Raw genomic sequence first — 16,131 nt, forward strand, 5'->3', positions numbered from 1 at the left:
TTATAGTTTTTCAAGTATTGTGCCAAAAAAACAAAATCTTAAAATTTTATAATTTATTCATCTTTTGTAAGAAAAATAAAACTACAATTGGAACTAATAAAGCTCCAACAGTTATTGGCTCAGTTGTAATGAGTTGGGGATATTTTATCAATGTAAAAACATAACCGCCAATTGCACCTCCAAAATGGGCTACGTGACCAATATTATCTCTTTTTGCTTTCATTCCGTAAATAGAGAACAGCAAATAAGCAAATCCGAAGATATAGCCAGGAATAATTCCATACATATATAAATTAGGCTCTAATAAAATAGCACTAAAAATAACTCCTGTAACGGCTCCAGAAGCACCAACTGCTCGGTACGAATACTCGTTTTTATGAAAGTAGAATGTAAGTAAATTGCCTGCAATTAAACTTCCCATATAAATGTACAAAAAATAAAGCGCATTTGTATTATTGATTACATGAGGTGCAAAAAAATACAAGGTAAACATATTGAAAAACAAATGTTGAAAATCGACATGCAAAAAACCAGAACTTAACATACGAATTTGTTCGCCCGATTTAATACTTCCGATATGAAACTCGTACTTTCTAAAAAATGAACTATCATTCATAGCTTTGTAACTAATAAGAACGTTTAGTGCAATTAGAATCAATAAAATAATATTCATGAAATTGTATTTTTTGTAAATTTAGGAATACTTTGGCAAATTTACTTCCAAGTAAAAAAGTATATTTGTAAAAAATTTCGCGAATGCAATTATTAGTTTACATACTTATCTATCCGATATTGTGGATAATATCTATTCTACCTTTCCCTGTTTTTTACTTATTTTCCGATTTTGTTTGCTTTTTAACGTATAACATTATTGGCTACAGAAAAAAAGTAGTACGAGCTAACATTCAATTAGCCTTACCTCATTTATCTGATAAAGAACGACTTACTATTGAAAAGAAATTTTATAGCCATATGTGTGATATGTTTTTAGAAATGATAAAAACCATCACTATTTCGCAAAAAGAAATTGAAAAACGATTTACTTTTAGCAATATGGAGGTGTATTATGAATTGGAAAAAAAGAATAAAAGTATTGCTTTAATGTGCGCGCATTATGCGAGTTACGAATGGGTTGTTTCCATGAATTATCACATCAATTGTAAAGGATTTGGAATTTATAAAAAATTAGCGAATCCGTATTTTGATAAATTAGTAAAACGAATCCGTTCTAAATTTAAAGCCGAATTAATTACTACTAAAGAAACCATTCCAACCATTGCTGAAAATCATAAAAATCAGCTATTAAGCTTATATGGATTTGCAAGTGATCAATCGCCTAAAGCTGTGTCTGCCTACCATTGGGCGCCTTTTATGGGACATGTCGTACCCGTTCATACAGGAGCCGAAATGCTAGCTAAACGTTTTGATATGAATGTGATTTTTCTAAGAACTAAAAAAATAAAAAGAGGCTATTATCAAGCAAGCTTTGAAGTACTTTCAGATGATGTAAAATCGGTTCCTAATTATGAAATTACTGATAAATTCTTGAAGTTAGTAGAAGAACAAATCTATGAAGCTCCAGAATTTTATTTGTGGACGCATAAAAGATGGAAACACTCAAAAGAAAAAGCTCAGTAATAACTGAGCTTTTTCTTTTTATAAATTGAACCAATTATGAACCATTTCTTTGATTTCGCCTTTGGCACTTTTATGAACAAATTCATTGGTTTTCGGATTGTACTCGTAATCCGTTCCCCATTCTTTGTGATTAGCTGCTAGAGCTTTGATGTTTTCGCAAACAAATTCAATCTCTTCTGTTGTAGTCGTTGGGTGAATTGACATACGAATCCATCCTGGTTTTTGTATTAAATCGCCTGAAGAAATTTTACAAACTAAATCGTGCGAAGTTTCTTGATCTACGTGTAATAAAAAGTGTCCGTAAGTTCCAGCACAACTGCATCCACCACGCGTTTGGATTCCGAATTTATCGTTTAGTAATTTCACTCCTAAATTGTAGTGTAAATCATCAATATAAAAAGAAATAACTCCTAACCTATCTTGGTGTTGGTTCGCCAAAATATGTAAATTATCAATATTTCCAAGAGTTTCAAAAATATAATCTACTAACTCGTGTTCTCTATCTAAAATATTCTGAACGCCCATTTTTTCTTTCAACTGAATCGCCAAAGCGGTTTTCATTACTTGCAAGAAACCTGGAGTTCCACCATCTTCTCTATCTTCGATATTATCGATGTATTTGTGCTCGCCCCAAGGGTTTGTCCAACTTACGGTTCCACCACCAGGACAATCTGGAACGTTATTTTTATATAAATCTTTATTAAAAATCAAAACTCCTGAAGTTCCTGGACCACCTAAAAATTTATGAGGCGAAAAGAAAATCGCATCTAAATAACTTTCTGCATCTTCTGGATGCATATTGATATTCACATACGGACCTGAACAAGCGAAATCTACAAAGCAAACACCGTTGTTTTGGTGCATTAACTTTGCCACTTCATGATACGGAGTTCTAATTCCGGTAACGTTTGAACACGACGTAATTGATGCAATTTTAAAACTTCTATCTTTATATTTTTCTAGTAAATTCTTTAATTCATTAATGCATAATAATCCGTTTTCATCGGCTGGAATTACTACAACATCTGCAATGGTTTCTAACCAAGACGTTTGATTCGAATGATGTTCCATGTGCGAAATAAAAACGATTGGTTTCAACTCGTTTGGAATAGCCGTAAACTCTTTTAAATTTTCTGGAATACGAAGTCCTAAAATACGTTGGAATTTATTCACTACACCTGTCATTCCAGTTCCATCGGTAATTAAAATATCCGAATCAGATGCGTTTACATGATGTTTGATAATGTGACGCGCTTCATGATACGCCATTGTCATTGCTGTTCCCGTAACTGAAGTTTCAGTATGCGTATTGGCTACAAAAGGACCAAAATCATTCATTAATTTCTCTTCAATTGGGCGATATAATCTTCCGCTGGCTGTCCAATCGGTGTAAATGATTTTCTTTTCCCCAAAAGGCGATTGAAAACTTTGATTGATTCCAATTATATCTTTTCTGAATTGCTCAAAATAGCATTCTAATTGGGTTTTAGTAGTTGTAGTCGACATTGCGTTGTATTTTATTTATTCTTTCGTTTGTCTTTCGTATAAAACCGTTTCTACCGTTTCAAAATCGGTTGGTTTTCCTTCTGAAACAAAGTATTTTATTAAAACTTGCCCCCATAAATCACCACATGAAAATTCGGCAATAATCCATCTGTGATTTAAAACTTTAGAGGTATTAATTAAAAATGGATTCCCATCAATTGGTTCATAAGGAACAAGCGGATTTCCATTTTTATTTGCATTCAAACTAATTAGATCTTCTTTTACTTTAATAGCAACTTTTTGATAATCTAAGTTATTAGAAAAGAAATACTCTTGTGCATCTTCATCACTTTCCAAAGCAAAATAATTCGCATTTGCTAAAGTAGCGACAGAATCTCTCGAAGTTTTTAAATTCGCTTTTACTTTTAGTACTTCTTTGTCTTTTGCGTCTAATATTTTAGTAGAATTCACATATTGAAAAACATTAAACAATAACGAGAAAATCAAAGCATACAAAATTACGTTCTTCATAAGTATTAAATATTAATTTCTAAATTATCATAAGCTACAAACACATTTTCTGGCAATTTCTTTTGAATTTCTTCATGAAAACCAAACAAATGGCTGATGTGCGTTAAATAAGTTGTTTTTGGACGCACCAAAGATATGAAATGTAAAACTTCTTCTAAATTAAAATGTGTGTTATGTGGTTCTTCTCTTAAACAATTTACTACCAATACTTCACATCCTTTTATTTTTTTAATTTCGGAAGCTTCCATTGTTTTTACATCAGTCAAATACACAAAATCTTGAATTCGGTAACCAAAAACTTGTAACGAACCATGATAAGCATTCACCGGAATAACAACTTCATTATTTACGGTAAATGGCTGGTCATTAATCACTTCATTTTCAGAAACTGAAGGCGCTCCTGGATATTTATTTTCGGTTTGAAAAATATAATCAAATCGTCGTTCTAAATTTTTTAATACGCGTTCATGCGCATAAATGGCAATTGCACCCTGTTTAAAAAAGAACGGACGAATATCGTCTAAACCGGCAGTATGATCGGCATGTTCGTGTGTAAATAACAATCCATCAATTTTAGGACATTTCGAATTTAGCATTTGTTGTCTAAAATCGGGACCACAATCGATAACAATAGAAGCGTCTTCGGTTTCAATCCAAACCGAGACACGTAATCTGTTGTCTTTTTTATCCGTACTCAAGCAAACCGAATGATGACTTCCAATTACTGGAATTCCTTGAGATGTTCCTGTTCCTAAAAAATAAATTTTCAAAGCCTTATCTTTTGCACAAAAATAACAATAATTATGGTAGTTTTTATAAAATGATTAACTTTGCCATTGGAGACTATTTTTTTCCAAGTACCCCAAAATTTATTTTAATGAAAAGCATGGTTACAGATATTAAAGTTCGTGGAGACAGAGAGATAGAGCAAATCCCTTCCATAAAAGATAAAGCATTAAGAATCAATCTTAATGAAAACATCTATGGAACGTTTGCTGAGATTGGAGCAGGACAAGAAACGGTACGTAACTTTTTCAGAGCTGGCGCCTCGTCTGGAACGATTGCAAAAGCAATGTCGGCATACGATAAAGACTTTAGTGACGCCATTTATGGTGTTGAAGAAGATGGTCGTTATGTTACTGAAAGTCGCTTGAAAAAGATGTTGTCGCATGAAATTAATTTGGTAGAACAACGTTTAAGTAGAGATAAACATCCAAATAAATTGTTTTTTAGTTATGCCAATACTGTAGCAACAATTGATTTTGCTAAACAATTTAAAGGACATGGTTGGGTTGGAATCGTTTATCAAGTAGAACCAGATGAAGATTATAATGAAATTATTCTTCACATCCGTTTTAAAGAAAATGATGCCAAATTACAGCAAGAAACACTTGGAACCTTAGGTGTTAACTTAATTTATGGTGCCTTTTACAAATACAACGATCCTAAAAAACTACTTCGCTATTTATACGACCATTTAGATAAAGACCAATTAGAAATTGATACTATTAATTTCTCTGGACCTCGTTTTGCTAATGTAGACAATCGTTTGATGAGTTTACAATTGGTTAAAAACGGCATGACTGATGCCGTAATGTTTGGTCCTGATGGAAAAAACATTCTTCCTGCTGCGGTTTTATACAAGAAAAATATCTTAGCATTAAGAGGAAGTTTTAGACCGGTTACTAAAGTAAATATGGACATGTATGAAGAATCATACAACATGTTCATTAAAGAAAATAAAGTAGCAGAAGAAAATACGTTTGTGGTTTTTGAGATTACGCTTTCGAATTTAAAAGCAGAAGGTGAAATTGACGAACGCGATTTCCTTGACCGTGCGGAATTGCTTTGTAAACTTGGTAAAAATGTAATGATTTCGAACTTCCAAGAGTATTTCAAAGTAGTTGAATATTTCTCTAACTATTCTAAAGCTCGTATGGGATTAGCTATGGGAGTTAACAACTTAATTGAAATCTTCGATGAGAAATATTACCGCCATTTATCGGGTGGAATTTTAGAAGCGTTTGGAAAATTATTCTATCGCGACTTAAAAGTGTATTTATACCCAATGAAAGATGAAAACGGAAACGTAATCACTTCAGAAAACTTAAAAGTACACCCAAGAATGAAAGAATTGTACAAATTCTTCAAATTCAATGGAAAAGTAATCGATATCAAAGATTATGAAGAAAAAAACCTAGATATTTTCTCAAGAAAAATTCTTAAAATGATTTGCAAAGGCGAAACAGGTTGGGAAGAAATGCTTCCAGAAGGAACCGCAGAAATCATTAAGAAAGAAAAACTTTTCTCTTATGCTTGTGAAGTCGACTTTAAAGAAGTAGAGAAAATTAACTAATATCGAAAATCACTCCCAAAAAGAGTGATTTTTCGTTTTACGCTATTATTTTTGCAAAAACAAATCCTATGAACATCCGCCTTTTAACTATTGGGAAAACCGACAATAAATCGTTACAAACCTTGATTGAAGATTACACCAAGCGTTTGTCGTTTTACGTAAAATTTGATTTGGAAATTATTCCCGATATCAAAAACGTAAAGAACTTATCGGAAGCCCAACAAAAAGAAAAAGAAGGCGAATTGATTTTGTCTAAAATCACACCAACTGACCATTTAATTTTATTAGACGAAAACGGAAAAACATTCAGTAGTGTTGGTTTCTCCGACTTTTTACAAAAGAAAATGAATGCCGGAATTAAAACCTTAGTATTCGTCATTGGTGGCCCATACGGATTTAGTGAAACCGTTTACCAAAAAGCACAAGGCAAAGTTTCCTTATCTGAAATGACGTTTTCTCACCAAATGGTGCGCTTATTTGTAATCGAACAAATTTATAGAGGGTTTACGATTTTGAGAAATGAACCGTATCATCATCAATGATAAGTTAAAAGGATAAAGGAAAAGGGTAAAAGGAATTAGTCTTGCCAAGAAAAATATTCTTCCGAGTTCGATATAACTTCTCTTATCGAAATAGTATCAACAATTCTCCAATGTGCTGTATATGTTCCCGCTCCATCGGAAAAGAAACCATATAAAACATATTGATTTCCTTCTTTAATTATTTTAAATTGATGTATTGATAATTCGCCACTGAAATTTGGGTTAAACATTGATGATACATCCAAAATAATCTTATTTTTTCCTATTTCTAGAATCAAATTAGTTAATTGATTTTTAGGCTTATCTACAGGAATATCTGAGCCATACCAAAAAGCATTATCAATTGCACAAATGTATTGAACACCAAAATTGTTATTACAAATTTTTATTTGATGTTCCTTTTTGTTAAAAGTTTTTATTGTCCAATGTAACTTGATGTTATTCTCAAACACAATTATACCTGAATTTTCTTGAGCATTTATTCTCAAACTTGATAATAAAACGAGAAGAAAAACATATCTCATAAAACCAATTTTATTATTTTAAAAACCTACAACTTACACCCGCATTCAGGCAATTTCTTTTCATCATAGACGAACTCAAAAGAAGACAATTGGATTTCGTTATTAGTTGCTTTCCAAGCCAATATTTTATTTTGAATGTATTGGTCATACGTTAATCGATTATCAAAATTCAAATGCAACATGGTAATTTTTCCATCGCTTGTAAAATCGGCAAATTCTTTGATGAAATCGATAAATTCTTCACGAGAAATATCATTTCCGTCAACGGTAATTTTGTTGTCTTTATTGAAATTCACTGTGAAATTGTGGAAGTTTCTATAATGTTCGGCGTGTTTTTTAATAAAAAACTTAGAAAAGTGCTTGCTATACTTGAACTCTACGTCCGTAAAAGGAAAAAAAGCTAAATTCTTAGCCACACTATCCGAATAGGTAAAAACGTTCATTGTTCCCGCTTTTGAGTGCGAACTGCGTTTCTTTTTGTCTTGTAATTCCATTATTTCTGGAATGACTAATTTCAACGGTAAACGTTTGTCTATATTGAAAACCCAATTAGTTGAAGAAATCGAGTTCTTGCGATTCACTTCCACAATTGTGTCTAATTTTTCTTTATCATCTTTATTTTCTTCGGTTTTAAAGAACATGTAAATAGGTGAATGATCTGTCATTTCTTTCATAACCGAAACATTTTCTTGTGGCAACAAAACTTCTTCGTTATTACAAGAAAACAAGCCCATCAAGGCAACAATAGCAACTAATTTCTTCATTATTTATTTTAATTTACTGACTAATTTTATACACTCCACTGCTTCTTTTACGTCATGCACTCGGAGAATTTTAGCTCCTTTTTGTAAAGCAATCGTATTCAAAACCGAAGTTCCGTTCAAAGCTTCTTGTGGTGTTTTTTCTAATACTTTATAAATCATCGATTTTCTTGAAATTCCGGCTAATAATGGCAATTCTAACATCGAAAACAACTCCATTTTATGCAATACTTCGTAATTCTGTTCCAATGTTTTGGCAAAACCAAATCCAGGATCAATGATAATATCCGAAATTCCGAAACTTCTCGCCATTTGAATGCGCTCCGAAAAATAGAAAATCATTTCTTTTACAATGTCGTTGTAATCGGTTAGACTTTGCATCGTTTGAGGATTTCCACGCATATGCATCATGATATACGGTACTTTTAAATCGGCAACGGTTTCCAACATTTTATCATCTAACAAACCTGCTGAAATATCATTCACTATTGCTACTCCATTTTCTACTGAAGCTCTCGCAACATTAGCTCTAAAAGTATCAACCGATAAAATAATCGTAGGAAATGTTTGAACCAATTCTTTAATAATGTGAACCAAACGCTTTATTTCTTCTTCTTCCGAAACAAATTCGGCACTTGGTTTACTCGAATACGCACCAATATCAATAAAATCAGCACCTTCCGACAGCATTTTATCTACTTGATGAATAATCGAATTGATTTCTTTGTGCTTACCACCATCATAAAAGGAATTGGGCGTCACATTCAAAATCCCCATTACTTTTGGAGTTGACAAATCGATTAAATTTCCGTTACAATTAATTGTCATTTAAAGTAGTTTTTCAAATTACAGTTTACGAAATCGTTTTCTTATAAAAACATGAAATTCTTTGTTAAGAATCGGTATTCTTTGTTCTTATTTTTTTACTTTTGAAAAATTTCACACAAATATACACCAAATAATGTCGAATACTTCTCAACAATATGATAAAGTTATAGCGGTTTGTCGCGATTTATTTTCCAAAAAAGCGCACGATTACGGTACTGCATGGCGTATTTTACGTTTGCCATCCTTAACTGATCAAATTTTCATTAAAGCACAAAGAATTCGAAGTTTACAAGAAAACGAAGTTCGTAAAGTGGACGAAGGCGAAGCATCAGAATTCATTGGAATCATCAATTATTGTGCGATGGCTTTGATTCAAATGGAAAAAGGAGTTGCCAATCAACCTGACATATCAGCTGATGAAGCAGTGAAATTGTACGATGAAAAAATCGCAGAAACGAAAGCCTTAATGGAAAACAAAAACCATGATTACGGCGAGGCTTGGCGCGATATGCGAATCAGTTCTTTAACCGATTTAATCATTCAAAAATTACTTCGTGTAAAGCAAATCGAAGACAACAAAGGAAAAACTTTAGTTTCGGAAGGAATTGATGCTAATTACCAAGACATGATCAACTATTCTGTTTTTGCTTTGATTTTAATGGAAAATAAATAACAAGTCGTTAACAGCTTACCTTTTTAGTAAGTTGTATTTTTATAAAAATTATAAAAACATATGAAGAAAGAAAACCTAAGTTGGATTTTACGCCTTATTATTTCTGCCTTATTTATTGTTTCGGCTGTTGCCAAATTATATCCTTCGCCTTATTTTGCAATTTCTACTTTTGAAGTAAAACAATTGTATCCATTAGGTTTTTCAGAAGGTTTTGCGCCTTACTTTTCAAGAATTTTAATTGGAATTGAATTTGCATTGGGAATTTGCATCTTGTTGAAAGATTACTTGAAGAAAATCACTATTCCAGCTACGATTTTATTGTTGGCTGTATTTACGATACACTTGAGTTACACGACTTTTGTGAGTGGAAATGCGGGAAACTGTGGTTGTTTCGGAGAATTAATTCCAATGACGCCAGTTGAGGCGATTATCAAAAATATCATTGCCATTGGATTATTAGTTTGGTTATTCAAATTACTTCCTGCTGATGGAAAATCGAACTTTTGGTTGTTGAAATCGGTTGGATTGGGTTGTGTTTTAGCGCTTTTTATGTTGGCACCTATTCGTCCAGTTGCAGAAGGTATTGAAGAACCAACTTCCGAAATTCAAGAAAATATAGGAGTTATTGTAGATTCAACTTCTTTATTAACCAATGAAGAACCTGCAGCAGCAATTACAATAGATACCGTTAAAAAAGTGGAAGAAAAGAAAACCGAAGACGCTCCTAAAAAAGTAAAATCAGGTTATGAAAAATACTTTCCTGGTATTGATACCGATAAAAAAATTCTATGCTACTTTGTTCCAGGTTGCGACCATTGTATGGATACCGCAAAAGAATTGAACGAAATGCGTAAAAAAGACAAGAACTTTCCTCCTATTTACGTAATTTTCATGAATGAAGAACCAGAGAAAATCCCAACATTCTTTGAATTTGCAGGAACAAAATTCCCATATAAAATGATTGATGTAATTCCGTTTTGGACCGAATTAGGTTCAGGAAGAGATACGCCTGGAGTAAAATATCTTTGGAATGGAAACGAATTCAAATACTACGACGGCATCAACGAAAATAAATTCAATGGAACTGAATTTAAAAAACTAATTAAAAAACCCTATTCAGAATTAAAAAAATAAACTATGAAAAACTTAATCCTTGCAGCAGCATTACTAATTAGCACTTTAGGATGTGCTCAAAAAGAAGAAACAACCTTTAAAAATGAAGGTTTAGAAAACGTAATGGTTACAAAAGAAAACCAACCAATTACGTTTGCTGAGATTTTAAAAAAATATGAAGGAAAAACGATTGTAATCGACGTTTGGGCTTCTTGGTGCTCAGATTGTATTAAAGGAATGCCAAAAGTAAAAGCTTTACAAGAAAAATATCCTGACGCTACTTACCTATTCATATCTATGGATAAAACGTACGAAGCTTGGTTAAAAGGAATTGAAAAATATGAAGTAAAAGGAGAGCATTATTTAACATCAGATGGAATGAAAGGTGTTTTTGGAAAATCAATTAATTTAGATTGGATTCCACGCTATATGATAGTTGACAAAAACGGAAAAATTGTTTTATATAAAGCAATTGAAGCTGATGATGCCAAATTACTTAAAACACTTGAAGGTTTAAGTAAAATCTAAAATTCAAAAAATAAATTCATGAGAAAAAATATCGTTGCCGGAAACTGGAAAATGCATAAAAACCAACAGGAAACTATTGCATTAATCGAAGAAATTATCGCTAAAAAGCCAAATACTTCAACTGAAATTATTGTAGCTCCTACCTTTGTAAACTTAGCTAAAGCAGTTGAAATTACGAATGGAAAAGGAATTACCGTAACAGCTCAAAACATGCACCAAGCAGAAGGTGGCGCTTTTACAGGTGAGATTGCAGCTGGAATGTTGACCGATATTGGTGTAAGCACAGTAATTTTAGGACACAGCGAAAGACGTGCGTATTTTCATGAAACAGATGCTTTGTTAGCTAGTAAAGTAGATACGGCTTTAAAACATGAAATGCGAGTTATTTTTTGTTTTGGTGAAGAGTTGAAAGACCGTCAAAATGACAATCATTTTAATGTGGTGGAATACCAATTACGTGATGGGTTGTTTCATTTAGAAAAGAAAGATTGGGCAAATATTGTATTAGCTTACGAACCCGTTTGGGCGATTGGAACAGGCGAAACTGCTTCTCCAGAACAAGCACAAGAAATGCACAAATTCATCAGAACTTTAGTAGAAAAAGTATACGGATTTGATATTGCAGACAACTTAACCATTTTATACGGAGGAAGTGTTAAACCAGATAATGCCAAAGAAATCTTCTCAAAACCTGATGTAGATGGCGGTTTAATTGGTGGTGCCGCTTTAAAAGCAGATGACTTTTTAGCTATTGTGAATGGGTTTTAGCTGAAAAAGGATAAAAATGAAAACTACAACTGAAAATTTAACTGAAAAAGAATTAAAAAAACTTAGATTAATAATTTTTGTTTTAAGTTGTATTCTTTTTATTATTTCACTTACACAAACAGCTTACATAACAGAACCTGCTGATTCAATAGCTTCACATGCTTTTATTGCTTTTCTTACTGGTTGGTTGAATTTTATGGGACCAGGAATTTCATGGTTTGCAAATCCTTTATTAATTATTTCTTGGATTTTATTGTTAAATAATAAAATCAAGTTCTCATTAATTTCAAGTTTTATATCTGTTTTATTTTGTTTATCATTTTTATTATTTAACAAAATAGCTTTAGACGAAGCGGTAAATTATGGTGAAATTTTAGGGTATGGAACTGGTTATTGGTTTTGGCTTACAAGCTGCATCATAGCATTAATAGGTTCAATACTGATAAATTATAAAGAAAAGAATATAAATTTAGATAATTAATTTCAAATTATTAAAACTCTGAACTCATAAAAAAACTCCGATTTTCATCGGAGTTTTTGTTTTTATTGATTCATCGAAATTAGAAATTCTTCGTTGTTTCGTGTTTTCTTAAATCGATCGTGAATAAAGTCCATAGCTTCTACTGGGTTCATATCGGCTAAATATTTACGCATGATCCACATTCTGTGAATCGTATTTTCGTCTAACAACAAGTCATCACGACGTGTACTTGAAGAAACCAAGTCAATCGCAGGGAAAATACGTTTGTTAGAAATTCTTCTATCCAACTGTAATTCCATGTTACCAGTTCCTTTGAATTCCTCAAAGATAACTTCGTCCATTTTAGAACCTGTTTCAGTTAATGCAGTTGCAATGATACTTAACGAACCACCATTTTCTACATTACGAGCCGCTCCAAAGAAACGTTTTGGTTTTTGTAACGCGTTTGCATCAACTCCACCACTCAATACTTTTCCAGAAGCTGGTTGTACTGTGTTATAAGCTCTTGCTAAACGTGTAATCGAGTCTAATAAAATTACAACATCGTGACCACATTCAACCAAACGTTTTGCTTTTTCTAATACGATATTAGCAATCTTAACGTGTTCTTGTGGCTCTCTATCAAAAGTTGAAGCAATAACTTCACCACGAACGCTACGTTGCATATCGGTTACCTCTTCAGGACGTTCGTCGATAAGTAAAACAATTAGATACACTTCAGGATGATTCGCTGCAATAGCATTCGCAACATCTTTCAATAACATGGTTTTACCAGTTTTTGGTTGTGCTACAATCATACCACGTTGTCCTTTTCCAATAGGTGAAAACAAATCAATAATACGCGTTGAAACCGTACTATTGCGTTCTGCCAAGTTGAATTTTTCTGTTGGGAAAACTGGAGTTAAGTGTTCGAATGAAATTCTATCACGTACGACTTGAGGGTCGTGACCGTTGATTTTTAATACTTTTACTAATGGAAAATACTTTTCTCCTTCTTTCGGAGGACGTACTACTCCTTTTACAGTATCACCCGTTTTTAATCCGAACAAACGAATTTGTGACGTTGACAAATAAATATCATCTGGAGACGCTAAGTAGTTGTAATCTGACGAACGTAAAAATCCGTAACCATCAGGCATCATTTCTAAAACTCCTTCACTTTCAATAATTCCGTCGAACTCAAAATCAGGTTCTCTAAAATTTGGTTTTTTGTTTTGATGCGGATTTTTGTTGGTATTTCCGTTGTTCCCGTTGTTTCCATTATTTCCTTCGGTAGGATTACTTTTTTTGTAATCAGGATGGTTGGGATTATTTTGATTTGCCTTGAAATTAGGGTTTTTAGGCAAATTTTTATCGTTTTGTGGCGTTTCAGTAGCAGTAGCTTCTGTTGTTGGCTTTTCAGCTGTAGGAGTTGCTTCGTTGGCAACTACTTTGTTTGGTAAAGGTTTTTTGTTTTTAAAATCTTTACGAGGTAACTTGTCATTTGGTTTTGGCGAAACTGCTTTGGTTTCAGTAGCTTTTATTTCTTCAACTACTTTTTCTTCTACTATCGGAACAATTTCTTCTGGTAAGTCTTTCAAAGGTTTCGAAAACAAATCTTTTTTGATTTTTGGCGCTTGAATACCTTCTTTTTTAGGAAGCATTCGCGCTCTTTTTTCTTTAGGTTGGTCTGCGGCTACTTCTTTAGGTAATTCAGATTTAATTACTTCTGGTTTAGCTGCTTGTAGGTCTAAAATCTGATATACCAAATCATCTTTTTTAAGTGAACGGTATTTATTGATTTTAGCCACTTTTGCAATCTCTTGCAAATCAGAGAGTTTCATCTCCTTTAATACTTCAATATCAAACATGGATATAAGTTGAATAAAATTGTTGATTGAGTTAAAACAAAAAAAAGATAGATTTTTTTTTGAGGCGTAAGGTGTCGTAGAATGAAGTACTTACGACTAATACTATGCAATAATACGAATAAATTTGGATATAACAATAGTTTTAATTGAAAAGAAATACTATTTTTGCTTTACAAAAGTAGAGAACAATGTTACAAAGAATTCAAACGGTTTATATGGCAATCAGCGCAATAGCTATGGGTGCTTTGCCTTTTGTATTTTCCTTATGGACGACAACAGATAAAAAAGAGGTGTTTTTTACATCTTCATTATTATACATTGTGTTTTTTGTAGTATCGGCTTTATTGGCGGTTTTTAGTATTATCAATTTTAAAAAGAGACAACATCAATTTGTGTTAAACAGATTGAACATGATATTTAACTTTATTTTACTAGGATTTTTTGTGTATCGCTCGCTAAATTTATCCGGAGAAACCATGGTTTCAGAGAAGGGTATTGGGATGTTTCTTCCTGCAATTTCTATCGTTTTATTAGTCTTGGCCAACAAGGCAATAAAAAAGGACGAAGAGCTCGTAAAATCTGTTGATCGATTACGATAAACCTATCATCTTAGTTTATTAGTGCGAAGAAAAAATCCGAAGCGAAAGTTTCGGATTTTTTTGTTTATTCAAACTGAAAACTGCGACTGAATACTACTTCTTACCCAACTCAATCACCTCTAAACTCTGGATTTTATCGCCATCAATTTCAAAGCGCAACATCGTTCGTACTTGGTGAAAACCATATTTTCCACATGCGCCTGGGTTCATGTGTAGTAAATTCAACTTCTTATCAAATTGTACTTTTAAAATGTGAGAATGACCGCAAATAAATAATTTCGGAGGATTTTTTGTGATTTCTGCTCGTATTGCTGGGTTGTATTTATCAGGATAACCGCCAATATGCGTAATCCAAACCTCCACTCCTTCACAGAAAAAACGATTGTTTAATGGAAATTCCATTCGCGCTTTGTCATCATCGATATTGCCATAAACGCCTCGAAGTGGTTTTAGTTTTTTTATGGCATCAGTAACTGCTAAATCGCCAATATCGCCAGCATGCCAAACTTCATCGGCTTGGTTGACATATTTCAAAATGGCATCATCAATGTGACTGTGCGTATCGGATAACAAAAGAATTTTCTTCATAAGACAAAATTAAGTTTTTATTATCACAATTTGAAAGTAACTTTACTTTTGAATTTTGTAAATTTGCAAGCTATTTAAGAAAACGGAACACCCTATTTTGAGATATTTCATAGAATTTGCCTACAACGGAAAAAACTTCCACGGATTTCAGAGTCAGCCTGACGCCGCTTCGGTACAGGAAACTTTGGAGAAGGCGCTTTCTACCCTTTTCAGAGAAACTATCGCTATAGTAGGTGCCGGAAGAACCGATTCAGGCGTACATGCTAAGCAAATGTATGCGCATTTTGAAACCGAATTGGAATTGGATTCCGACTATTGGTCACACAAATTAAATTCGTTTTTACCACCATCAATTGTGGTGTATCGAATTTTTAAAGTGGCGGAAGATGCTCATGCGCGTTTTGATGCCACTTCCAGAACTTACGAATACTACATGCACACTTTTAAAGATGCGTTTATTACCGATGGAAGTTGGTATCATTCTCATCAATTAGATTTGGACAAAATGAATGAAGCGTGTAAAATTTTGTTTGAATACATCGATTTTGAGTGTTTTTCTAAAGTACATACCGATGTGAATACCTTTAATTGTAAAATTTCGGAAGCACATTGGAAACAATCGGGAAATCAACTTATCTTTACCATCACAGCCGATCGATTTTTGCGCAATATGGTAAGAGCGATTGTGGGAACTATGGTAAACATCGGTTTAGGGAAAATTGAAGTGTCCGATTTACGCACTATCATCGAAAGCAAAAACAGAGGAAAAGCCGGATTTTCAGTTCCAGCACATGGTTTATATTTAGTAAATGTTAGCTATCCTTATATTGAGGAAAGAAAATAGATTTTAGAAAATAGAACACAGA

19 protein-coding genes are annotated in these 16,131 nt (G+C 32.9%); 10 read left to right on the forward strand and 9 right to left on the reverse strand.

The genetic code is table 11. From position 1 onward, the window contains the following. Positions 1-46 precede the first annotated feature (46 nt). A complete protein-coding gene (locus OJ995_RS09915; protein WP_264369269.1) occupies positions 47-673 on the reverse strand; it encodes a rhomboid family intramembrane serine protease in 627 nt (208 codons plus the stop codon). A gap of 83 nt (positions 674-756) precedes the next feature. On the opposite strand from OJ995_RS09915, the gene OJ995_RS09920 reads away from it, so the two are divergent. Next, positions 757-1,638, forward strand: a complete 882-nt coding sequence (locus tag OJ995_RS09920) for a lysophospholipid acyltransferase family protein (RefSeq protein ID WP_264369270.1) — start codon at positions 757-759, stop codon at positions 1,636-1,638. An 18-nt stretch (positions 1,639-1,656) separates the two neighbouring features. Here the strand turns inward: OJ995_RS09920 and OJ995_RS09925 are convergent, their stop codons facing one another. Genes OJ995_RS09925 through OJ995_RS09935 form a run of 3 tightly spaced genes read right to left on the reverse strand, consistent with a single transcriptional unit; the run spans position 1,657 to position 4,424 of the window. Next, positions 1,657-3,144 carry an aminotransferase class V-fold PLP-dependent enzyme gene (locus OJ995_RS09925; RefSeq protein WP_133606394.1) on the reverse strand — a complete coding sequence of 496 codons (1,488 nt, stop codon included), beginning with the start codon at positions 3,142-3,144 and terminating at the stop codon, positions 1,657-1,659. 15 nt (positions 3,145-3,159) lie between these two features. Beyond that, entirely contained in the window at positions 3,160-3,654 is a 495-nt protein-coding gene (locus tag OJ995_RS09930) for a hydrolase (RefSeq protein ID WP_133606392.1), read from the reverse strand. A gap of 5 nt (positions 3,655-3,659) precedes the next feature. Then, entirely contained in the window at positions 3,660-4,424 is a 765-nt protein-coding gene (locus tag OJ995_RS09935) for an MBL fold metallo-hydrolase (protein WP_264369271.1), read from the reverse strand. A gap of 116 nt (positions 4,425-4,540) precedes the next feature. Between OJ995_RS09935 and OJ995_RS09940 the strand changes: the two genes are divergently transcribed. Together OJ995_RS09940 and rlmH are read left to right on the forward strand one after the other, a co-directional pair. Further along, the gene (locus tag OJ995_RS09940) at positions 4,541-6,010 is read left to right on the forward strand and encodes a TonB-dependent receptor (protein WP_264369350.1); all 1,470 of its coding nucleotides are present in this window, start codon (positions 4,541-4,543) and stop codon (positions 6,008-6,010) included. A gap of 68 nt (positions 6,011-6,078) precedes the next feature. Further along, a complete protein-coding gene (gene rlmH / locus OJ995_RS09945) occupies positions 6,079-6,552 on the forward strand; it encodes a 23S rRNA (pseudouridine(1915)-N(3))-methyltransferase RlmH (protein WP_264369272.1) in 474 nt (157 codons plus the stop codon). A gap of 35 nt (positions 6,553-6,587) precedes the next feature. Here the strand turns inward: rlmH and OJ995_RS09950 are convergent, their stop codons facing one another. From OJ995_RS09950 to folP, 3 genes are read right to left on the reverse strand one after another with little or no spacing between them, the layout of a single operon-like run. Continuing rightward, on the reverse strand, positions 6,588-7,076 hold the full coding sequence (locus OJ995_RS09950; RefSeq protein WP_264369273.1) for a hypothetical protein: 489 nt from the start codon (positions 7,074-7,076) through the stop codon (positions 6,588-6,590). A gap of 26 nt (positions 7,077-7,102) precedes the next feature. Beyond that, a complete protein-coding gene (locus tag OJ995_RS09955) occupies positions 7,103-7,840 on the reverse strand; it encodes a hypothetical protein (protein WP_264369274.1) in 738 nt (245 codons plus the stop codon). A 3-nt stretch (positions 7,841-7,843) separates the two neighbouring features. Then, positions 7,844-8,665, reverse strand: a complete 822-nt coding sequence (gene folP / locus OJ995_RS09960; protein ID WP_264369275.1) for a dihydropteroate synthase — start codon at positions 8,663-8,665, stop codon at positions 7,844-7,846. Positions 8,666-8,798: 133 nt separating this feature from the next. Between folP and OJ995_RS09965 the strand changes: the two genes are divergently transcribed. Genes OJ995_RS09965 through OJ995_RS09985 form a run of 5 tightly spaced genes read left to right on the forward strand, consistent with a single transcriptional unit; the run spans position 8,799 to position 12,228 of the window. Continuing rightward, complete coding sequence (locus tag OJ995_RS09965) at positions 8,799-9,338, forward strand: DUF1599 domain-containing protein (RefSeq protein ID WP_133606378.1); 540 nt, start codon at positions 8,799-8,801, stop codon at positions 9,336-9,338. A gap of 60 nt (positions 9,339-9,398) precedes the next feature. Further along, the gene (locus OJ995_RS09970) at positions 9,399-10,472 is read left to right on the forward strand and encodes a MauE/DoxX family redox-associated membrane protein (RefSeq protein ID WP_264369276.1); all 1,074 of its coding nucleotides are present in this window, start codon (positions 9,399-9,401) and stop codon (positions 10,470-10,472) included. Positions 10,473-10,475: 3 nt separating this feature from the next. Then, positions 10,476-10,979 (forward strand): TlpA disulfide reductase family protein, encoded by a 504-nt coding sequence (locus OJ995_RS09975; protein ID WP_264369277.1) that lies wholly within the window; start codon positions 10,476-10,478, stop codon positions 10,977-10,979. Between the two features lie 18 nt (positions 10,980-10,997). Then, positions 10,998-11,747 carry a triose-phosphate isomerase gene (gene tpiA / locus OJ995_RS09980; RefSeq protein ID WP_264369278.1) on the forward strand — a complete coding sequence of 250 codons (750 nt, stop codon included), beginning with the start codon at positions 10,998-11,000 and terminating at the stop codon, positions 11,745-11,747. Positions 11,748-11,763: 16 nt separating this feature from the next. Further along, a complete protein-coding gene (locus OJ995_RS09985; protein WP_264369279.1) occupies positions 11,764-12,228 on the forward strand; it encodes a hypothetical protein in 465 nt (154 codons plus the stop codon). A gap of 62 nt (positions 12,229-12,290) precedes the next feature. On the opposite strand, the gene rho is transcribed toward OJ995_RS09985, so the two are convergent. Beyond that, positions 12,291-14,078: a transcription termination factor Rho gene (gene rho, locus OJ995_RS09990; RefSeq protein WP_264369280.1), complete on the reverse strand. Its 1,788-nt coding sequence runs from the start codon at positions 14,076-14,078 to the stop codon at positions 12,291-12,293. Between the two features lie 188 nt (positions 14,079-14,266). Here rho and OJ995_RS09995 point away from each other — a divergent pair, with 188 nt between their 5' ends. Further along, positions 14,267-14,677 carry a DUF4293 domain-containing protein gene (locus tag OJ995_RS09995; protein ID WP_264369281.1) on the forward strand — a complete coding sequence of 137 codons (411 nt, stop codon included), beginning with the start codon at positions 14,267-14,269 and terminating at the stop codon, positions 14,675-14,677. 93 nt (positions 14,678-14,770) lie between these two features. On the opposite strand, the gene OJ995_RS10000 is transcribed toward OJ995_RS09995, so the two are convergent. Then, positions 14,771-15,265, reverse strand: a complete 495-nt coding sequence (locus OJ995_RS10000) for a metallophosphoesterase family protein (RefSeq protein ID WP_153199447.1) — start codon at positions 15,263-15,265, stop codon at positions 14,771-14,773. Between the two features lie 97 nt (positions 15,266-15,362). Between OJ995_RS10000 and truA the strand changes: the two genes are divergently transcribed. Beyond that, on the forward strand, positions 15,363-16,109 hold the full coding sequence (truA, locus tag OJ995_RS10005; RefSeq protein ID WP_264369282.1) for a tRNA pseudouridine(38-40) synthase TruA: 747 nt from the start codon (positions 15,363-15,365) through the stop codon (positions 16,107-16,109). Positions 16,110-16,131 lie beyond the last annotated feature (22 nt).

Source organism: Flavobacterium lacisediminis, assembly GCF_025909975.1.
Lineage (GTDB): Bacteria > Bacteroidota > Bacteroidia > Flavobacteriales > Flavobacteriaceae > Flavobacterium > Flavobacterium lacisediminis.